Here is a 17,491-nt window from a genome sequence, read left to right as displayed (position 1 = left end):
AAACCCCTGCTGGGGACCATGATGGTCCCCAGACCCCTGCAATAATGCAAAAATGGAACAGAAACGGAATAAGGCCGGGGGCTTGGAATCCGTGGGTATGCATGGTCAATCGTGAAAGGAAGGGTTTCCGGAGAGAGAATCTTCCCGGAAACCCGTATTTCAAAATGCTATTTGGTCTGTTCCTTGGTTTTCAGAAATTTCAGTTTCGGCCATTCCGACTGTGTTGTTTCCAAATGCCAACTGTTTCTCGCCAGAAAGACCACCGCTTCCGTATGGTCGTCGGCCAAGGCCGGAAGATTCTGATCCTGAAAGCGCTTCAATTCATGGGGATCGTCCGCTTCCACCCAACGAGCCGTGAATAGCGACGTTCCCTCGTAATGCACCGGAATGTTGAATTCCGTGCGAATCCGGTCGGCCAGTACCTCGAATTGCAAATTTCCCAACACACCGATGATCCAATCCCCCCCCAACCGCTTCTTGAAAACACGCGCAGCACCCTCTTCGCCCAATTGCTGCAACGTCCTGCCGAGATGCTTGGCCCGCATGGGATCATCGGTTCTCACCAGCCGCAACAACTCGGGTGCAAAACTCGGAATACCGGTGAACTGCAACGGTTCGCCTTCGGTCAGGGTATCGCCGATACGCAAAACGCCATGGTTGGGAATGCCGATGATGTCCCCCGGCCAGGCATCCTCCACCCGTTCCCGGTCCTGCGCCAGAAAGAGCAGGGGATTGTGTATCACCATCTGTTTGCCGGTTCGGACATGGAGCAGTTTCATACCCCTCTGGAAATGGCCTGAACAGATGCGCACGAAGGCGATGCGATCCCGGTGTTTGGGATCCATGTTGGCCTGAATCTTAAAGGTGAAGGCCGACACCCCCGGTTCGTCGGGCTGGATTTGTCGAGTCGTTGTCGGTTGGGGACGGGGTGGCGGGGCCCAGCGTCCCAACCCCGAAAGCAGATCGTGAACCCCGAAATTGTTCAACGCGCTGCCAAAGAAGACCGGGGTGCGGTGTCCGGCACGAAAGGCTTCCAGCTTGAAGGGATGGCAGAGTTCCCGCACCATGTGGGCCTCTTCCTGCAATTTGGCCAGGGCGGGGGCGGGCAGGTGCTGTTTCAACTGATCATCGTCCAGTCCGTGGCAAATGGCGGTCGTCTCGCCGATCCGCTCCCGATTTTTCTCCATCAGCAGCAGGGTGTCGGAGTGGAGGTTGTAACAGCCGAGGAAATCCTGACCCATGCCGACCGGCCAGGTGATGGGGGAGGTTTCCAACGCCAGTTCGTGTTCGATTTGCTCCAGCAGGGCGAAGGGATCCCGTCCTTCACGGTCGAGTTTGTTGATGAAGGTGATGATGGGGATGTCCCGCAATCGACAAACCTCGAAGAGTTTGCGAGTCTGGGTTTCGATGCCTTTGGCTGCGTCGATGACCATGACGGCGGAGTCGACGGCGGTGAGGGTTCGGTAGGTGTCTTCGCTGAAATCCTCGTGTCCCGGCGTATCCAGCAGGTTGAAGGCAAAGCCGTCGTAACCGAAGGTCATGACGGAGACGGTGACGGAGATGCCCCGCTCCTGTTCGACCTTCATCCAGTCGGAGCGGGCGCGTCGCTGTTGGCCGCGGGTTTTTACGGCGCCTGCCAGTTGGATGGCCCCTCCGAAAAGCAACAATTTTTCGGTGAGGGTGGTTTTTCCCGCATCCGGGTGGGAGATGATGGCAAAGGTGCGTCGCTGGGCAATCTGTTCTTGCAGGGGCGTCATGGCTACCAACGGAAGGTTGCTGCCTGAATCAGGCTCTGAAAAGGATCAGCATGCCCCCTATTGCGGCGGCGGTCAAGATCAGGGGGCGAATACTGCTTTGATCGAGGTGTCGTGCGACCCGGAACGACAGAAGAAACCCCAAAACAACCCATGGAAACTGCTGCAGGCCATGAATGAAATCATTCCAGGCAAAGCGGTGTATGGATATCAAAGTGGTGATGGAAAGGACGCCCCCGCCGATGAAAAAGGCGGCTAATTGAGCCCGAAGAGGTTGGGTGCGTAAATTTTGCCAAACCAGCAGCATGGGTGGACCCCCGATGGTGGTGGTCAGATTGAGAATGGCGGAGAAGGCTCCGGCCAGACTGACAAGAACGGGCCGTGGTTCGAAGGAAAACGTGAAATAAGACAGGAGTGCGCTTAGAATGATCATGCTGCCGCAAAAATAGGAAAAATAGGGACCTTCCATATAGATCAATAGGGCTGACGCAATAACAAGACCCGGAAAGTATCCAATAAGGCTGTACTGGATGTTTTTCCGATCCAGGGCCATTCCATCCCGCAGGATGGTCATCGAGGTCAGCAACAGACTGCACATCATCAAAGGTCCTGGAAACAACTCGGGCGCCAACAGGACAATCCAAGGGGAGACCAGCAGAGCGAAGCCGAAGCCCGTGGCTCCCTGAAAGGCGGCCCCCATCACGATCAACGCGCTCGCAACCCACTCCGTCATGATTCCCTCTCGAAATGTACAATTCCCGGCGTGGAATGTAGCAGGAAATGCTGCTTTCTGAAAAAAGATTTGCTAGACTCCCCCGGTTCGATTCGGAGAACGGGATTACGGGTCTTTCAGGAGCATGGGATATGTTCAACGGCAAGGTGGTATTGGTTACGGGCGGAACGGGCTCTTTCGGCAAAAAGTGCATCAAGCGTATCCTGGAACGCTATCAACCCGAAAAACTGATCGTTTTCAGTCGGGACGAATTGAAGCAGTTCGAAATGTCCCAGTATTTCAGCATGGACCGTTACCCCTGCATTCGATATTGGCTGGGGGACGTGCGGGACCGTGATCGCCTGATGCGGGCCTTCAACGGCGTCGATTATGTCATCCATGCCGCCGCTCTGAAGCAGGTTCCCGCTGCGGAGTACAATCCCTCCGAATTCATCAAGACCAATATCAACGGCGCGATGAATATCATCGATGCCGCTCTGCAGAACAACGTGTCCAAGGTATTGGCACTCTCTACGGACAAGGCCTGCAATCCGGCCAATCTCTACGGGGCCACCAAACTCTGTTCGGACAAGCTGTTTTGCGCCGCCATGGTCTACAGCGGCTTTCGGGGTACCGCCTTTTCCGTCGTTCGTTATGGCAACGTGGTGGGCAGTCGCGGCTCGGTGGTGCCTTTTTTCCAGGAGCGCAAAAAAACCGGCGTTCTGCCCATTACCGACCCCCGTATGACCCGGTTTTGGATCACCCTCGAACAGGGCGTTGATTTTGTCCTCTCCTCCCTGGCCCAATCGACGGGCGGGGAGATTTTCGTGCCCAAGATCCCCTCCATGAAGGTGACTGATCTGGCCCAGGCCATCTGCCCCGAGTGCGAGTTGAAGATCGTGGGCATTCGTCCGGGGGAAAAACTCCATGAGATTCTCATCAGCGAGGACGAGGCCCGCAACGCCTTGGAATTCGAGGATCGCTTCGTGGTCCAGACCCAACCCCACATGCTCAAGCAGATGATCGCCAAACATCCCGAGGCCACCCCCTGTGCGGACGGTTATCTCTATGTTTCCAATACCAATCCCCACTTTGTGGATGTCGAGGGGTTGCGTTCCATGCTGGATCAGATTTCCGAGGACTATTCCATCGAAGGATCGCGTTGGCGGGCCGACGGCAGCCCGGATGGAACCTGCTGATCCTTGCGGATTGGCAGTGGGGAGTGCTGGGCCGGACCGGGAACGATGGGTGGGATGACGGAATCGCCTTCGATGAGTGGCACCATGGAAACGGGACTTTGGCAGGGACGGGTGGCTGTACTGGGGCTTGGCTCCATCGGGATGCGTCACAGTCGGAATCTCAAAGCGCTGGGGGTTGTCGATCTGGTCGGCATGGACCCTGATGCGGGACGCCGCGATCGATTTGTCGAAGAGATCGGCGGCCGGTGCTACGATCGGCTGGATGAAGCCTGCCTGGCCGGAGTGGGCCTGGTCGTGGTGGCCAGTCCGAATCGTTTTCATCTGGAACAGTCCCTTTTTTGTGCCCGGCAGGGTTGCCATCAGTTGATCGAAAAACCTCTGGGCACGGACCTGGAAGCAGCCAGGCGGTTGGAAGGGGAGATCACCTCCCGAGGGCTCTTTGCCCATGTCGGCTCCAACTGGAAGTTCCATCCGGCTTTGCAGACCCTGCACGATCTGCTTGGTCGTGGCGCTGTCGGGCGGGTGACCGGGATGCAGGTCTTGACCGGCCAGTGGTTGCCGGACTGGCACCCGTGGGAAGATTATCGCCACGGCTATTCCGCCCGTGCCGACCTTCAGGGGGGGGTGGTCTTCGACTCCCACGAACTGGACTATGTCACCTGGCTTTTGGGGCCCGTGAAACGGCTCCACGGTATGGTGCATCACAGCGGCTCTCTGGAAATCAGCACCGAAGATGTGGCGGTGGTTGCCTTGCAGGTTGAGTCGGGGGCGCTGGCCACGATTCACATGGACTACATTCAGCGGGAGTATCGCCGCCGTTATCACATCTCCGGAGATCAAGGCACCCTGGAATGGGATATGCGTACCGGTGAAGTACGTCTTTTCGATGCGCGGGAGCGCAAGGAGAGCCTGTTTCCCGTGCATGAAGCCGATTTGAACCTCATGTATCTGCGGCAGACCCGGCATGTTCTGGAAGCGATGGCTTGCGGAGGTGCGCCCGTTACGCCGGTTTCCCATGCGGTCCGGGTTCTGGAGTGCCAGTTGGCCGTACGCAACGACTCAGTCATGAGTTGAGCTCATCGGGGAGGGATCGTCTCCTTCGGGATTTGGCCCAGGATGGAACAGCAGGATGGTGAATGGCGAGATGACTCTTTCGGCTCCTGTCCTCGAACCGATCCGCGACCAGGATATTGCCGAAGTGTGCGCCTTCATTCGGGAGCATCACGCCACCACCATGGGGCTCCTTCCCTGCCAGCGCGCCTTTTGCCATGACTGGGATCCCGACAAACCCAATAACGGTTACTTGTTGCGCGATGGTGAGCGTTTGGTCGGGGTTCTGGGGGCCATCTATTCCCGTCGCCTGATCCGGGGGCGCGAGGAACGCCTTCTCAATCTGACCAGTTGGGTGGTGCTGGAGCCGTATCGGGCCCACAGTCTGAAGCTGATGCAGGCTTTGTTGAAACAGCCCGGTTTCCATGTCACCAGCCTCTCTCCGAGTGCCCATGTGGTGCGTCTTTACGAGCGGTTGAAGTTTCAATTCCTCGACAATGCCAGCGTCGGCATTCCGCACCTGTTTCTGCCACGGCTGAAAGGGGGCGGGTTATGCACCGAGGAGGTTGACCTCCTGAAAGAGGGTTTGCCCGCCGAGGTGGTGCGGATTCTGCACGATCACGACAATATGCCCAGCATGGTGGGCACGCGACGGCTGATCGTGGGTACACCGCAACGCTCCGCCCTGGTCTTTTTCCGCATCGCACCCCATTTCTTGCAGCCACTTCTGGCAGCCACGCTTCTCTATGTTTCCGATGCGGAAATTCTGCTTGCCAATCTCGATTTGGTGAAGCGACACTTGCTGTGGCGTTATCGGGCCTTGCATACGCGGGTGGCTTTGCGGCATCTGGGGGGGCGCAGACCCTGGCTGGCCTGGGACTTCCTCGATGTCAACCGGCAACAATATCTGAGTCAGACCCTTCATGCGGCGGATTTCGATAATCTCTATTCGGAATGGGTCGCCTGATTCTTCGGGAGAATACGATGGCCAGTGCAAATTATCTCAAACTGAAACGTCTGTTTGCCGAATCGCTGGGTATTCCGGAAAGCCAGGTGGTGGAAAGTCTCTCCTATAATACCATTCCCCAGTGGGATTCCATTGCCCACATGGCCATGATCGCCAACCTGGACGATGCTTTCGGGATCATGATGGATACCGATGATGTGATCGACTTGAGCTCCTTCGGCAAGGCGCTCGCCATTCTGGCCAAGTACGGTATCGCGTTTGATGAGTGAGCTGGAGCAGGTCCTGATCACCGGAGCGTCGCGGGGTATTGGTGCGGCGGTGGCGGAAGGCTTCGCCCGGCTGGGGCACCCCTTGATTCTGACGGGACGTTCCGAGCCGGCATTGGCTGACAGGGCGGCTGCCCTGCATCAGGCCTACGGTGTTGCCGTGGATTTTCGGGCCTTCGATGTCGGGGATGCCGCAGCGTGCAAGGAGCTGTTTCTCTCCTTGGGGGAGCGCGCCAAAAATCTGGGCGTTTTGGTGAACAATGCGGGCGTGTTGCACGGTGGTTTATTGGGCATGATGGCCCAGGCGCCACTTGAGGAGATGGTGCGAACCAATTTCCTGGGCACCTTCCAGATGATGCAACTGGCGACACGGTTCATGATGCGGCGCAAGGCCGGCTGCATCATCAACCTGACCTCCATCATGGGTATCGAGGGTGCGGAGGGTCTGTCGGCCTATGCCGCCACCAAGTCGGCGGTGATCGGCCTGACCCGTTCTGCGGCCAAGGAGCTGGCGCCTCTGAACATTCGGGTCAACGCGGTAGCTCCGGGTTTCATCGCCACCGATATGACGGAACATCTGTCCGCAGCGGATCGGGAAAAACGCTTGAACAGCATTCGCATGCGCCGGGCGGGAACGCCCGAAGAGGTGGCGGAGCTGATTCTGTTCCTGGCTTCCGAAAAGGCGCGCTATATCAGCGGGCAGGTCATCGGCGTCGACGGGATGATGACTTTATGAGTTTCTGGAATCGGTTGGCCGTTCATGGGGCTCACCCCGCCGTTCTGGAAGAGGGCGGTCCAGGGCTGAACTACCGGGAACTGGATGCGGAAGTGGAGCGTGTGGCCCGGAGTCTGGAGCGTTGGCCGGGCAAGGTTCTCGGTTTTTTACGCCTGCGTAACACCACGGGCTCCCTGATTGGTTATCTGGCCGGTCTGCGGGCCGGACATGCCCTGATGCTTCTGGACGAGGAGCTTCAGCCGGAACGGGCGGCCCATCTGCAGGCCTTGTACGGCCCATCCTGGGTCTGGCAGCCACTTTCCCGTGGGCCTGATGCCCTTATTTCCTCCCACGGCCACGGCTTGTTCCCGCTTTCCTCACGGGAGGAGGTGGTGATTCATCCCTCCCTGGCCCTGTTGCTGACCACATCGGGATCCACCGGCAGTCCCAAGGCGGTTCGCCTGGCGGGCACGGCGTTGCAGGCCAATGCCGAGGCCATCGTGGCCTATTTGCAGCTTCATCCCGGGGAACGCCCCGTCACCACGTTGCCGATGCACTATTCCTACGGTCTTTCGGTGGTCAACAGCCACCTTGCGGCGGGGGCAACGCTGCTGATGACCGGGCGTTCGCTGGTCAGTCGTGAGTTCTGGGCGTTTTGTCGGCAGGAGCGAGCCACCTCTCTGGCGGGAGTGCCCTATACCTACGGCATGCTGGAGCGCCTGCGCTTTTCGGGCATGGCACTGCCCCATCTGAAGACCCTGACCCAGGCGGGCGGGCGATTGGAGGCCGATGCCGTGCGTCGTTTCGGGGAACAGGCCCGGCAACACGGTCGGCGCTTTTTCGTCATGTACGGACAGACGGAGGCTACGGCCCGAATCGCCTATCTGCATCCCGACAAGGTGTTGTCCAAACCGGGCAGCATCGGCCAGGCCATTCCGGGCGGCAATCTGAGTCTGGAACGGGATGGACGTCCCGTGGAGCCGGGTGAAGAGGGGGAGTTGATCTATCGAGGCCCCAATGTCATGCTGGGACTGGCGGAAAGCCGTGCCGATCTGGCGCGGGGGGATGAGCTGGGGGGGCGTCTGGCCACCGGGGATTTGGGGCGCGTCGATGAAGAGGGGGACTATTTCATCACCGGTCGCACCAAACGGTTTATCAAGCTCCACGGGCAGCGGCTCAACCTGGATGAGGTGGAGAAGGAGTTGCTGGATGGCGGCTGGGACTGCGCCTGCGGCGGGCGGGACAATCTCCTGGCCGTGGCCTTGCTTCCCGGACAGGCGGTGGATCGGCTCCCGGCGGAGCTGTCCCGTCGTTTTGGCCTGCACCATTCGGTGATCCGGTGTATCGAAGTGGCGGTTTTCCCGCGGTCCGCCGCAGGCAAACTTCTGTATGACAACCTTTTTGCCGGGCAATTGTCATGACGGAGAGTCCTCTCCAGACGGATAGCGCGTTTTGGCAGCAGTCTCCCTATGGTCTGCCCAGGGAGGCCAAACGGGCATTCCTTCAGGAGCATATCGGCAGATTGCAGCGTTTCCATGCCCGGTCCTGCCCCGAATACGGGCGTTTGCTCACCGCCATGGGTTGTGATGAGGATTTCGGGACTTTGGAAGAGGCGCCGTATCTCCCGGTAAGACTTTTCAAGGAGTTCGATCTGAAAAGTATGCCTGCCGAATCGGCCTTCAAGGTGTTGACCTCCTCGGGCACCACGGGTCAACCTTCCCGCATCCATCTGGATCGGGAGACGGCCATGGCGCAGACCCGGGTTCTGGCCAGCATCCTGAAGGACTTTATCGGTGGGCGGCGCTTGCCCATGATTCTGGTGGATCATGCCGGAGTGGTGAAGGACCGGCGCTCTTTTTCGGCGCGTGGTGCGGGCATTCTGGGCATGCTCAACTTCGGCAGGGACCACTTCTACCTGCTCGACGAGGCCATGAATCCGGATTGGCAGGGGCTGGAAGCCTTTTTGGAACGTCATCCCGAAGGGCCGATCCTGCTTTTCGGTTTCACCTTCATGGTCTGGCAACACTTCTACAAGGCGTTGGCCGGCGCCCCCCGCCCCGTGGATTTGAGCCGGGGCCTGTTGATTCACAGCGGCGGCTGGAAGAAGCTGATCGACCAGGCGGTGGACAATGACACCTTCAAGGCGGCGCTCAGGGAGGCTTGCGGGCTCTCCCGGATAGCCAACTTCTACGGCATGGTCGAACAGGTCGGTTCCATTTTCATGGAGTGTGAGCAGGGGGTGCTGCACGCCTCGATCTTTTCGGATATCCTCGTGCGGGATCCCTACGACTGGCGGGTGTTGCCCCAGGGACGGGAAGGGGTGATCGAACTCTTTTCCATCCTGCCCGGCAGCTATCCCGGCCATGCCCTGTTGACCGAGGATCTGGGCGTGGTGCTGGGAGAGGATGACTGTTCCTGCGGTCGGAAGGGGCGCTATTTCCGGGTGCTGGGGCGCATTCCCCGGGCGGAGGCCCGAGGCTGCAGCGACACCTTTTCCGAGGTGACCCGTGTCTAATCCGCTGCATCGGCTTCTTCCGGCTTCGGGCAGCTTGCAGACGGTGTTGGCTCAGAAACCCCTGCAGCCCTTTGCCGACGAGACGATCGCTTTCGTGGAGGCGGTTTCGGCGTCCATTCTGAAGGATTGGCGCTTTCGGCCCCACCCTGAGCTGATGGCGCTGGCCTTCTGGATGCGGCGACCCCGGCTGCTGGCACTGCAACGGGAGATGATAACGGATGAGACCCGGGGAGTACGCCTGGCCAGGGGGGTGGTTTTCCATATCGCGCCGGGCAATGTGGATACGCTCTTCGTCTACTCCTGGTTTCTCTCCCTGCTCATGGGCAACATCAATATCGTCCGGCTCTCTTCGCGGAACTCCGTGCAGCAGAACCTTCTCCTGGAGTTGCTGGCCGGGTTGCTGGAGGAGGAGTCCTTCCGGGCCATTCGGGAGCGCACCCTGGTGGTTCGCTACGAGCGGGACGACGGTTGGAGCGAAATCATCTCCCGGCAGGTGAATATGCGGGTTCTCTGGGGCGGGGACGAGACCGTCGCTCATCTGAGGAGCCTGCCCTTGCCCCCGAGAGCCACGGAACTGACCTTTCCGGATCGCTTTTCCCTGTGCGCTCTGGGGGTCGAGGCCTACCTCGCCCTGACGGACAAGGCGGATCTGGCCGGACGCTTCTATAACGATGCCTACTGGTTTGGCCAAATGGCCTGCTCCTCGCCACGGGTGGTCTTCTGGATCGGCGAGGCCGGAGCCGGTCTGGAAGAGGCGCGTCGCCTCTTCTGGCAGGAGCTGGAACGGATTGTCGACCTGAAAAAACCGGAGTGGCAGCCTCATGTCGCCATGGACAAACAGGTTGCCGCTGCGGCAATCGGTCTGACGGTGGAGGGGGTTCATCTTCTGCCGGGGGGGACGGCTCACCTGCAGCGCCTCTGGTTTGAGGATCCGGGGTCGATGCCCCGTGAGCGCCACTGCGGCGGGGGGCTCTTTTTCGAAAGCCGGTTGGCGGATCTCGATGCCCTCTTCTCCTGGACCCGGAGCAAGGATCAGACCGTGACGCTCTTCGGATACTCCCGCGAGGCCATCGGTTCCTCGGTGCGACGGGTGGGACCGGAGGGGGTAGACCGGATTCAGCGCGTCGGCGAAGCCCTGGATTTCGCCCCGATCTGGGATGGACATGATCTTCTGAGAGCTTTCAGCCGGTTGCTTTGCCTTCCTCCAGCGGAACGAAAAGGGGATGCCAGTGTCTAGCCTCCTGAGAGACATTTATCGTTCGTCACTGGTTCAGGATATTGATATTCCGAATGCCCTCTTCAGAAGTCTCCTCGGCAACACGACCGCCGTATTTCTTTACCACCAGGTTTCGGAAAGCCCCAGCCCCTTCTATTCCCAGTACGACCTGAACGTTCTTCCCTGGGTTTTCGAGCGACAGATCGACATCATCGGGGAGCTGTTTCATGTTCTGACCCCCGCCGAATTCCTGGAGGGAAAGTTTCCCCGTCCGGCGGCGTTGATCACTTTTGACGACGGTGCTTCGGGTTACTTCCATAAAGCGGTTCCCGCCTTGCGCGAGCGGGGGGTGCCTTCGATCAATTTCCTCAATTTCGGCTGGTTGGAAGGTGAACTCTTCTGGCCGGCACTGGTGGATTGGTTGGAACGTAACCATCCGACCTTTCGGGAACGCTTGTCCCGGCATCGCCAGGGCCATTCCATGCGGGACTGCTCCGCCCCCGATTTTCTCTTTGCCACGCCGGAGCTGGTCGAAACCTGCTTCAAGACCTTGGGTGGCGAGGCGGAGAGGGTGATGGAGGCGGTGCGGGACTATGCCGGACCTGCCGTGGCGCGAGAGGATCTGCTGGCGGTGGCCGGGGAAACCGGGGTCTTTTTCGGCAATCACCTCTACAGCCACTACAACGCGCGTATGCTGCCCAACGAACAGCTCATGGAGGAGTACCGCCGCAATCAGGCTCGCCTGGTGCAGCTTCCCCACTCCCTGGACTGGCTGGGATACCCCTTCGGGCAAGCGGGGAGCTGTTATACCGAGTACAGCCATTCCATCCTGAAGGCGATGGGAGCCGAAAGGCTGTTCACCTCCAACGGAGGTCTCAATCGGGGCAGCCGGGGGGCTTGGCTGTGGGACCGATTGGTGGTGCCGCCGACCATCGAGACGGCAGCGGCGTTCAAATGGTGGATGTTGCGCACCCGCTTCGGGCAGCGTTTCACTTCCTATCAGCGTCCCAAGAGGAACGCTGAATGATGACGGATAAAGGTGGACTTTCATGAATGGTGGAACATTCCTTCCGGTAACCTGGAACGCACGGCGTTCCGACGGCTCTCCGAGCATCGGATCCTGGGTGAGCATCGGGCACACCTCGGTGGCGGAGATCATGGCCAGAGCCGGTTTCGACTGGCTGGTGCTGGACATGGAACACAGCGCCATCGATTTTTCCGTGGCCCAGGAGATGATCATGGCCATCCACCTGAGCGGGATACCCGTCCTGGTGCGCGTGGCCTGGAACGATGCGGTGCTGATCAAACGGGTCATGGACTCCGGGGCCAGCGGTGTGGTGGTGCCCATGGTCAATACGGCGGAAGATGCCCGCCGTGCGGTGGCCGCCGTGAAATATCCCCCGGTCGGGGCGCGTGGCGTGGGCCTGGCCCGGGCGCAGGATTACGGCGCCGGATTCGATGCCTACATGGCCTGGGCCAAAGAGGGCAGCCGGGTCATCATTCAGGTGGAACATATCCAGGCGGTGGAAAATCTGGAGGCCATTCTGGAGGTGGAGGGGGTGGACGGTTTTATCGTCGGACCCTATGATCTCTCCGGCTCTTTGGGGTTGCCGGGGCAGTTCGAACATCCCTAGGTGAAAAAGGCCCTCGATCGCATCGATCAGGCGGTCCGCCAGGGCAAGAAACCGGCGGGTTTCCATCTGGTGCAGCCGGATACGCAAAAGGCCGTTGAAAAGCTCTCCCACGGCTACGGCTTTATGGCGTTGGGGGTCGATTTCATCTATCTTGGACAGTTCAGCCGCGAGGCCTTGCTGGCTGTTCGGGGCAAGTGACGGTTCGGTGATTTTTGTCCGTAGCGGGGATTGAATCATGGCTTTGCGAATTGTGGCGGTCATTCCGGCGCGCATGGCATCCAGCCGGTATCCCGGCAAGCCCCTGGCGCCGATTCGTGGGCTCTCCATGATCGAGCATGTGCGACGTCGCACGGCGCGGTGTCCGGCGCTGGAACGGGTGATCGTGGCCACCTGCGACCAGGCGATCATGGAGGAAGTGCAGCGTTTCGGCGGAGAGGCGGTGATGACCTCCGATTGCCACGAGCGTTGCACCGACCGGGTGGCCGAGGCGGTCTCCCGCATTCCGGGCCTTGGAATGGACGACGTGGTGGTCAATGTTCAGGGGGACATGCCCCTGGTGCGACCGGAGATGCTGACGGCGTTGGTGGAGCCGTTTTTCCACGATCCCGCCCTGTTGTGCTGCGACCTGGTCAGCCCCCTGCGCAGCGAGGAGGAGTATCACAGCGCCCATGTGGTCAAGGTGGTGGGCAATCTGGCGGGCAATGCGCTCTACTACTCCCGCGAGGCCATTCCCTCCCTCAAGAAGGCGCCCGGAAGCGGCTTGTCCGGGAAGAACAAACAACTGGGCATCATCGCCTTTCGCCGCCACTTTCTGGAGACCTTTTCCGCCTTGAGTCCCACGCCTTTGGAAGCTCTGGAGTCGGTGGACATGATGCGGCCCGTGGAACACGGCTACCCGGTACGGCTGGTGGTGACGCCTTATGCCACCGTGGGGGTGGATACGCCTGCGGATTTGGGGCGGGCCGAGGCCTTGATGCTCCAGGATGATCTCTTTCCGCTCTATGCCGATTCGGGCCGGGGGTAGAATACCCGGAAGCTGCGGGGATCGGGTGCGGAAGGGACAGCCAAGGAAAGAAATTCCATGACAACCACTTGGCATGGCAGCAAATTGCGGGCGGCGGTGGTCGGACACGGCAAGGTGGGGCGGATCCGGCAGGCCTGTATCGAAGCCCATCCCCGACTGGAGCTGGTTTCGGTATGCGACGTGAACGGCCCCTCCGGACCGTTGCCGGAAGGGTGCCGGTTTCACGCCGACTGGCGGGACGTGCTGGAGGAGAAGCCGGACCTGCTTTTTGTCTGCACCACCAACGAGTTCATTCCCGACATCGCCGTTTGCGGTCTCGAATCCGGACTGCACGTCTTTTGCGAGAAACCGCCGGGACGCAGCGTGGAGGATGTGGAGCGCATGATGGTCGCGGAGGCGGCTCATCCCTCCAGCCGGCTCATGTTCGGTTTCAACCACCGGTACCATCAGGCCATCATGGATGCCAAGTCCCTGGTGGATCGCAAGCGTCTGGGGAACATTCTCTGGATGCGGGGTGTCTACGGCAAGGCGGGAGGGCCCGGATTCGACCGCAACTGGCGCAACGATCCGAGCCGTTCGGGCGGGGGCATCCTGATCGACCAGGGTATCCACATGCTGGATCTCTTCCATCTCTTCGTGGGGGAATTCCAGGAGATCAAGAGCTTCGTCAATACCGCCTACTGGAACGTTCCGGTGGAGGACAACGCCTTCGCCATCATGCGCAACCGCATGGGGCAGACGGCGATGATCCATTCATCCGCCACCCAATGGCGTCATACCTTTCTTTTGGATATTTATCTCGAAAAGGGATATCTTTCCATCAGCGGCATCCTCTCCTCGACCCGGACCTATGGTCGAGAGTCGATGATCGTGGCCCGTTCCCGTTTTGACGAAGAGGGTTATCCGCTGCCGAATCCGCAGGAGTCCGTGACCCATTACGATGACGACCACTCCTGGGCCCTGGAGGTGGATGCCTTCGTGCGATGTGTCCTGGAGAACCGCACCGTGGAATCGGGCTCCTCCCGGGATGCTCTGGCGGTGATGAAACTGGTGCGGTCCATTTACCAGGGTGACGCCAACGGATCCATGCGGCCCGCCTCCCCGGAGTCCGGGCCATGAAGACCACCGTCAATCTGGAAGAGGTTCAGCAACGGGAACTGCGCCCTCGGGAGCAGTACGAGGAGTACGCCCGACTGCTTGAAGAGGATGGCAAACGGTTTCTGGAGGGGAGTCGGCAGGCGTGGTTGTCCCGTCCGTGTCCCGGCTGCGGTCGGGAGGAGGTTGCGGAGAGTTTCGGCAAGCAGGGATTCGCCTATCGGCGCTGTCCGGGTTGCCATACGCTTTTCATATCGCCACTCCCGGCGCAAGCCGATCTGGAGCGGGTGGCGCGGGAGGGTGGCGCGGCCCGGTTTCGCCGGGAACTCTTTTCGGGGAGTTTGTCGGAGTCCCGCTGGCGCAACATCTTCCAATCCCAGTTGCAGTGGATCGCGGAGACCGTGGACGAAAGCCCCGCTGCCCTGCGGCGCTATGCGGACTATCGCAGCGATGGTTCCGACTGGTTGCGGCGGGTGGAAGGGAGCCGCTGTTTCGACAGCATTCTGGCAATTGCCCCGCTGACGCCGCTTGCCGGGGGCTCGAACCTCACCCCCGAGGTGGTGGCGGGATTCGACGAGGTGGCGGAAGAGGGGCTGGACTGTCTGTCCCTCTTCAACTGCCTGGAGAAGGTTCACGACCCGGCAGGGGTATTGGTTGAAGCGGTGCGCTGTTTGAGGGAGAATGGACTGCTCTTCATCATCACCTCGGCGGCCAGCGGCTTTGAATATCTGTTGTTGCGGGAGTTGGCTCCCAACCTGCTGCCGTTGGACCGGTTGACGTTGTTCAGCGCCGAAACCATCCAGAGATTGCTCGAAGGCCTGGGGCTGGAGGTGGTCGAGGTCAGTACGCCGGGGTTGCTGGATGTTGAGATGGTGGCACACGTTCTTCGGGAGCGTCCCGAAGTGAAGATCCCGTTTTGGGACTATTTTTTCCGCCAACGCGGGGATGAAAGGGCCTTGGCCGATCTGCAACTCTATTTGCAGGAAAACCGGCTGAGTTCCTATATGCGCATTGCAGCCAGAAAAGGAAAAAAACATGAGTGAGCAGGCTTCACCCGGACGAGAGGTCAATGCCCAGGCGGCTTTTGCGGACCATTATCGCCAGTATGTCGATTTTCTCAACCGGGTTTTGACGGCGATCGATGCCGACAGTGTCGAGCGGGTGGTGAACCTTTTTCTGGAGGCGCGGGCCAAGGGTCGCACCATCTTTTTCGCCGGCAATGGTGGCAGCGCGGCCACGGCTTCCCACTTTGCCCAGGATTTGTCGGAGGTGGGCCGCAAGGCCGGAGTGGCGGGTTTCCGCTCCCTGGGTTTGGCGGACAACGTCTCTTATATCACGGCGGCGGGAAACGATCACGGATACGAGAGCATTTTTACCAATCAGATGACCAATCTTTTTCAGGAAGGGGATCTCCTGGTGGTCATCTCCGCCAGCGGCAACAGCGCCAATGTGATCAAGGCCCTGCGCATGGCCAAGAGCCGGGGTGGCACCACCGTGGCGCTGGTGGGCTTTGACGGTGGGGTGCTGGCCAGGGAGGCGGATGCCGTCATCATCGCCCGCACCGCCCGGGGTGAGTACGGACCGGTGGAAGACGTTCACATGATCATGGATCATGTGATCACGGATTGTCTTTATCAGCGTTTGGCGAGGGCGTGATGGTGGCCAAAGTCTTGTTGGGACCCTCCTCGTTCGGCAAGGAGAATGATGCGCCGTTGCGGGTTTTGCGGGAGGCGGGTTGCGAAGTGCTGCCCAATCCCTACGGGCGCAAGCTTACCCGTGAGGAGTTGCTGGTTCTGCTGCCCGGCGTGCAGGGGTTGATCGCCGGTCTGGAACCGCTGGATCGGCCGGTATTGACGGCGCTGCCCGATTTGAAGGTCATCTCCCGCTGTGGGTCCGGCATGTCCAACGTGGATCAGGAGACGGCCAGGGAACTGGGTATTCGGGTCTATTCCACCCCCAACGGACCGACGCGCGCCGTGGCGGAGTTGACCCTCGGCTGTCTGCTGACCCTGATTCGTGATGTGGGACGCATGGATCGGGGCTTGCGGGCCGGACGCTGGGAAAAACGGGTGGGACGCCAGTTGGCGGGGATGCGGGTGTTGATGATCGGCTATGGCCGCATCGGCCAGGCGGTGGGGGAGTTGCTGATGGCCTTCGGCGCGGAGTTGATGGTCAGTGATCCGCTCTATCGGGGAGCGGAAACGGTGTCGGAGGCGGACTTCAAGGCGGCTTTGGGGCGGGCGGACGTGATTTCCCTGCACTGCAGCGGCGAAAAGGAGCTGCTGGGTCGCGAGGCGATTGCCGCCATGAAGCCCGGTGTCTTTCTGCTGAATGCGGCTCGTGGCGGATTGATCGACGAGGAGGCCCTGGTAGAGGCGCTCCGGGAGGGTCGCATCGCCGGGGCCTGGATCGACACCTTCGTCAAGGAGCCCTATCAGGGTGCGCTGTGCAGTTTTGAACAGGTGTTGCTGACCCCCCACGTCGGTTCCTATACCACGGAAGGGCGGCTGCAGATGGAGACGGATACCTCTCTCAACCTGTTGGCGGGGCTGCGGGAAGCGGGGCTGCTGTGAACCGGCCCGATGCGAAGACGTTGCTGGCCAGCGGGGAAGCGGCGGCATTGGCGGCGGGGCAGATGTTGCGGGTCGGGGGGCAGCCGGACCTGCGTCACGTCGAGCAAGCGGCAGGCCACGATGTCAAGCTCAAGGCCGATCGGGCTGCCGAGGCCCTGATCTTTGACCTTCTGTCGCGCTTGACGGGGTTGGGGGTCTACAGCGAGGAGTCGGGCAACCTGCGTCAAGCGGCGAGCGGGGAGCCCTGTTGGATCGTCGATCCGTTGGACGGCTCGCTCAACTATTTGCAAGGCATCCCCTTTTCAGCGGTGAGCCTTGCCCTCTACCAGGATCGGGAGCCGCTCCTGGGGGTGGTCTACGACTGGCAACGTCAGGAACTCTTTTCGGGAGTGGTGGGGGAGGGGGCCTGGCTGAACGGACAACCGTTATCGCCCTCATCGGTGGTGGATCGCAAACAGGGGGTGCTGGGGACCGGATTTCCGGTGCGCAGCGACTTTTCCAGCGAGGGGCTGGGGCGTTTCATCGGGGAGATCCAGGGCTTTCGCAAAGTCCGACTGCTGGGCAGCGCCGCGCTCTCCCTGGCCTATGTTGCAGCGGGCCGCCTGGAAGCCTATCGGGAAGAGAACATCATGTTCTGGGATGTGGCGGCGGGCTGGGCCCTGGCTCGTGCGGTGGGCTGTCAGTCGGAGGCATCCTGGGACGGCGGCTACGGCAGTCGGTTGCCTTTGCGGGTGTGGGCTCCCCGAATGCTCTGGTGACGGCAACGGAGGT

Annotated in this window: 17 protein-coding genes and 1 pseudogene; 16 read left to right on the top strand and 2 right to left on the bottom strand. The window is 60.4% G+C overall.

The genetic code is table 11. From position 1 onward, the window contains the following. Positions 1-167 precede the first annotated feature (167 nt). Both HQL56_03820 and HQL56_03815 read right to left on the bottom strand, forming a co-directional pair. The gene (locus tag HQL56_03820) at positions 168-1,757 is read right to left on the bottom strand and encodes a peptide chain release factor 3 (protein ID MBF0308638.1); all 1,590 of its coding nucleotides are present in this window, start codon (positions 1,755-1,757) and stop codon (positions 168-170) included. A gap of 28 nt (positions 1,758-1,785) precedes the next feature. Then, positions 1,786-2,487, bottom strand: a complete 702-nt coding sequence (locus HQL56_03815) for a sulfite exporter TauE/SafE family protein (protein MBF0308637.1) — start codon at positions 2,485-2,487, stop codon at positions 1,786-1,788. 131 nt (positions 2,488-2,618) lie between these two features. Here HQL56_03815 and pseB point away from each other — a divergent pair, with 131 nt between their 5' ends. The 16 genes and pseudogenes from pseB to HQL56_03735 all read left to right on the top strand — a co-directional run bounded on the left by pseB (position 2,619) and on the right by HQL56_03735 (position 17,478). Next, positions 2,619-3,665 carry a UDP-N-acetylglucosamine 4,6-dehydratase (inverting) gene (gene pseB / locus HQL56_03810; GenBank protein ID MBF0308636.1) on the top strand — a complete coding sequence of 349 codons (1,047 nt, stop codon included), beginning with the start codon at positions 2,619-2,621 and terminating at the stop codon, positions 3,663-3,665. A 72-nt stretch (positions 3,666-3,737) separates the two neighbouring features. Beyond that, a complete protein-coding gene (locus HQL56_03805) occupies positions 3,738-4,739 on the top strand; it encodes a Gfo/Idh/MocA family oxidoreductase (protein MBF0308635.1) in 1,002 nt (333 codons plus the stop codon). 55 nt (positions 4,740-4,794) lie between these two features. Then, positions 4,795-5,682, top strand: coding sequence for a hypothetical protein (locus HQL56_03800; protein ID MBF0308634.1), 888 nt, complete (start codon positions 4,795-4,797; stop codon positions 5,680-5,682). Between the two features lie 17 nt (positions 5,683-5,699). After that, positions 5,700-5,951, top strand: a complete 252-nt coding sequence (locus tag HQL56_03795) for an acyl carrier protein (GenBank protein ID MBF0308633.1) — start codon at positions 5,700-5,702, stop codon at positions 5,949-5,951. Continuing rightward, positions 5,944-6,684 (top strand): SDR family oxidoreductase, encoded by a 741-nt coding sequence (locus HQL56_03790; GenBank protein ID MBF0308632.1) that lies wholly within the window; start codon positions 5,944-5,946, stop codon positions 6,682-6,684. Before HQL56_03795 ends, HQL56_03790 begins: the two co-directional genes overlap by 8 nt. Beyond that, on the top strand, positions 6,681-8,084 hold the full coding sequence (locus tag HQL56_03785) for an AMP-binding protein (protein ID MBF0308631.1): 1,404 nt from the start codon (positions 6,681-6,683) through the stop codon (positions 8,082-8,084). Before HQL56_03790 ends, HQL56_03785 begins: the two co-directional genes overlap by 4 nt. Next, positions 8,081-9,178 carry an acyl-protein synthetase gene (locus tag HQL56_03780; GenBank protein ID MBF0308630.1) on the top strand — a complete coding sequence of 366 codons (1,098 nt, stop codon included), beginning with the start codon at positions 8,081-8,083 and terminating at the stop codon, positions 9,176-9,178. The genes HQL56_03785 and HQL56_03780 overlap by 4 nt, the downstream gene beginning before the upstream one ends. Further along, a complete protein-coding gene (locus tag HQL56_03775; GenBank protein ID MBF0308629.1) occupies positions 9,171-10,415 on the top strand; it encodes an acyl-CoA reductase in 1,245 nt (414 codons plus the stop codon). Before HQL56_03780 ends, HQL56_03775 begins: the two co-directional genes overlap by 8 nt. Next, positions 10,408-11,421 carry a polysaccharide deacetylase family protein gene (locus HQL56_03770; protein ID MBF0308628.1) on the top strand — a complete coding sequence of 338 codons (1,014 nt, stop codon included), beginning with the start codon at positions 10,408-10,410 and terminating at the stop codon, positions 11,419-11,421. The genes HQL56_03775 and HQL56_03770 overlap by 8 nt, the downstream gene beginning before the upstream one ends. 22 nt (positions 11,422-11,443) lie before the next feature. After that, positions 11,444-12,226, top strand: a pseudogene (locus tag HQL56_03765) (2,4-dihydroxyhept-2-ene-1,7-dioic acid aldolase). 43 nt (positions 12,227-12,269) lie between these two features. Beyond that, the gene (kdsB, locus tag HQL56_03760; GenBank protein ID MBF0308627.1) at positions 12,270-13,052 is read left to right on the top strand and encodes a 3-deoxy-manno-octulosonate cytidylyltransferase; all 783 of its coding nucleotides are present in this window, start codon (positions 12,270-12,272) and stop codon (positions 13,050-13,052) included. A gap of 57 nt (positions 13,053-13,109) precedes the next feature. After that, positions 13,110-14,171, top strand: coding sequence for a Gfo/Idh/MocA family oxidoreductase (locus HQL56_03755; GenBank protein ID MBF0308626.1), 1,062 nt, complete (start codon positions 13,110-13,112; stop codon positions 14,169-14,171). Next, positions 14,168-15,190: a methyltransferase domain-containing protein gene (locus HQL56_03750; protein ID MBF0308625.1), complete on the top strand. Its 1,023-nt coding sequence runs from the start codon at positions 14,168-14,170 to the stop codon at positions 15,188-15,190. Before HQL56_03755 ends, HQL56_03750 begins: the two co-directional genes overlap by 4 nt. Then, positions 15,183-15,803 (top strand): SIS domain-containing protein, encoded by a 621-nt coding sequence (locus tag HQL56_03745; GenBank protein ID MBF0308624.1) that lies wholly within the window; start codon positions 15,183-15,185, stop codon positions 15,801-15,803. Before HQL56_03750 ends, HQL56_03745 begins: the two co-directional genes overlap by 8 nt. Further along, positions 15,803-16,720 (top strand): phosphoglycerate dehydrogenase, encoded by a 918-nt coding sequence (locus tag HQL56_03740; GenBank protein MBF0308623.1) that lies wholly within the window; start codon positions 15,803-15,805, stop codon positions 16,718-16,720. The genes HQL56_03745 and HQL56_03740 overlap by 1 nt, the downstream gene beginning before the upstream one ends. Continuing rightward, positions 16,717-17,478: an inositol monophosphatase gene (locus tag HQL56_03735; protein MBF0308622.1), complete on the top strand. Its 762-nt coding sequence runs from the start codon at positions 16,717-16,719 to the stop codon at positions 17,476-17,478. Before HQL56_03740 ends, HQL56_03735 begins: the two co-directional genes overlap by 4 nt. Positions 17,479-17,491: the final 13 nt, after the last annotated feature.

It is taken from the genome of Magnetococcales bacterium (assembly GCA_015231925.1).
In the GTDB taxonomy this organism is placed as follows: domain Bacteria; phylum Pseudomonadota; class Magnetococcia; order Magnetococcales; family JADGAQ01; genus JADGAQ01.
The sequence above is the reverse complement of the archived record's forward strand: the minus strand, read 5'-3'. Positions and strand labels throughout refer to the sequence as shown.

Excerpts from the sequence above, each read along its gene's own strand:
- HQL56_03820 (MBF0308638.1), bottom strand. The coding sequence starts at position 1,757 with ATGACGCCCCTGCAAGAACAGATTGCCCAGCGACGCACCTTTGCCATC.
- HQL56_03815 (MBF0308637.1), bottom strand. The coding sequence starts at position 2,487 with ATGACGGAGTGGGTTGCGAGCGCGTTGATCGTGATGGGGGCCGCCTTT.
- pseB (MBF0308636.1), top strand. The coding sequence starts at position 2,619 with ATGTTCAACGGCAAGGTGGTATTGGTTACGGGCGGAACGGGCTCTTTC.
- HQL56_03805 (MBF0308635.1), top strand. The coding sequence starts at position 3,738 with ATGAGTGGCACCATGGAAACGGGACTTTGGCAGGGACGGGTGGCTGTA.
- HQL56_03800 (MBF0308634.1), top strand. The coding sequence starts at position 4,795 with ATGGTGAATGGCGAGATGACTCTTTCGGCTCCTGTCCTCGAACCGATC.
- HQL56_03795 (MBF0308633.1), top strand. The coding sequence starts at position 5,700 with ATGGCCAGTGCAAATTATCTCAAACTGAAACGTCTGTTTGCCGAATCG.
- HQL56_03790 (MBF0308632.1), top strand. The coding sequence starts at position 5,944 with ATGAGTGAGCTGGAGCAGGTCCTGATCACCGGAGCGTCGCGGGGTATT.
- HQL56_03785 (MBF0308631.1), top strand. The coding sequence starts at position 6,681 with ATGAGTTTCTGGAATCGGTTGGCCGTTCATGGGGCTCACCCCGCCGTT.
- HQL56_03780 (MBF0308630.1), top strand. The coding sequence starts at position 8,081 with ATGACGGAGAGTCCTCTCCAGACGGATAGCGCGTTTTGGCAGCAGTCT.
- HQL56_03755 (MBF0308626.1), top strand. The coding sequence starts at position 13,110 with ATGACAACCACTTGGCATGGCAGCAAATTGCGGGCGGCGGTGGTCGGA.
- HQL56_03750 (MBF0308625.1), top strand. The coding sequence starts at position 14,168 with ATGAAGACCACCGTCAATCTGGAAGAGGTTCAGCAACGGGAACTGCGC.
- HQL56_03745 (MBF0308624.1), top strand. The coding sequence starts at position 15,183 with ATGAGTGAGCAGGCTTCACCCGGACGAGAGGTCAATGCCCAGGCGGCT.
- HQL56_03740 (MBF0308623.1), top strand. The coding sequence starts at position 15,803 with ATGGTGGCCAAAGTCTTGTTGGGACCCTCCTCGTTCGGCAAGGAGAAT.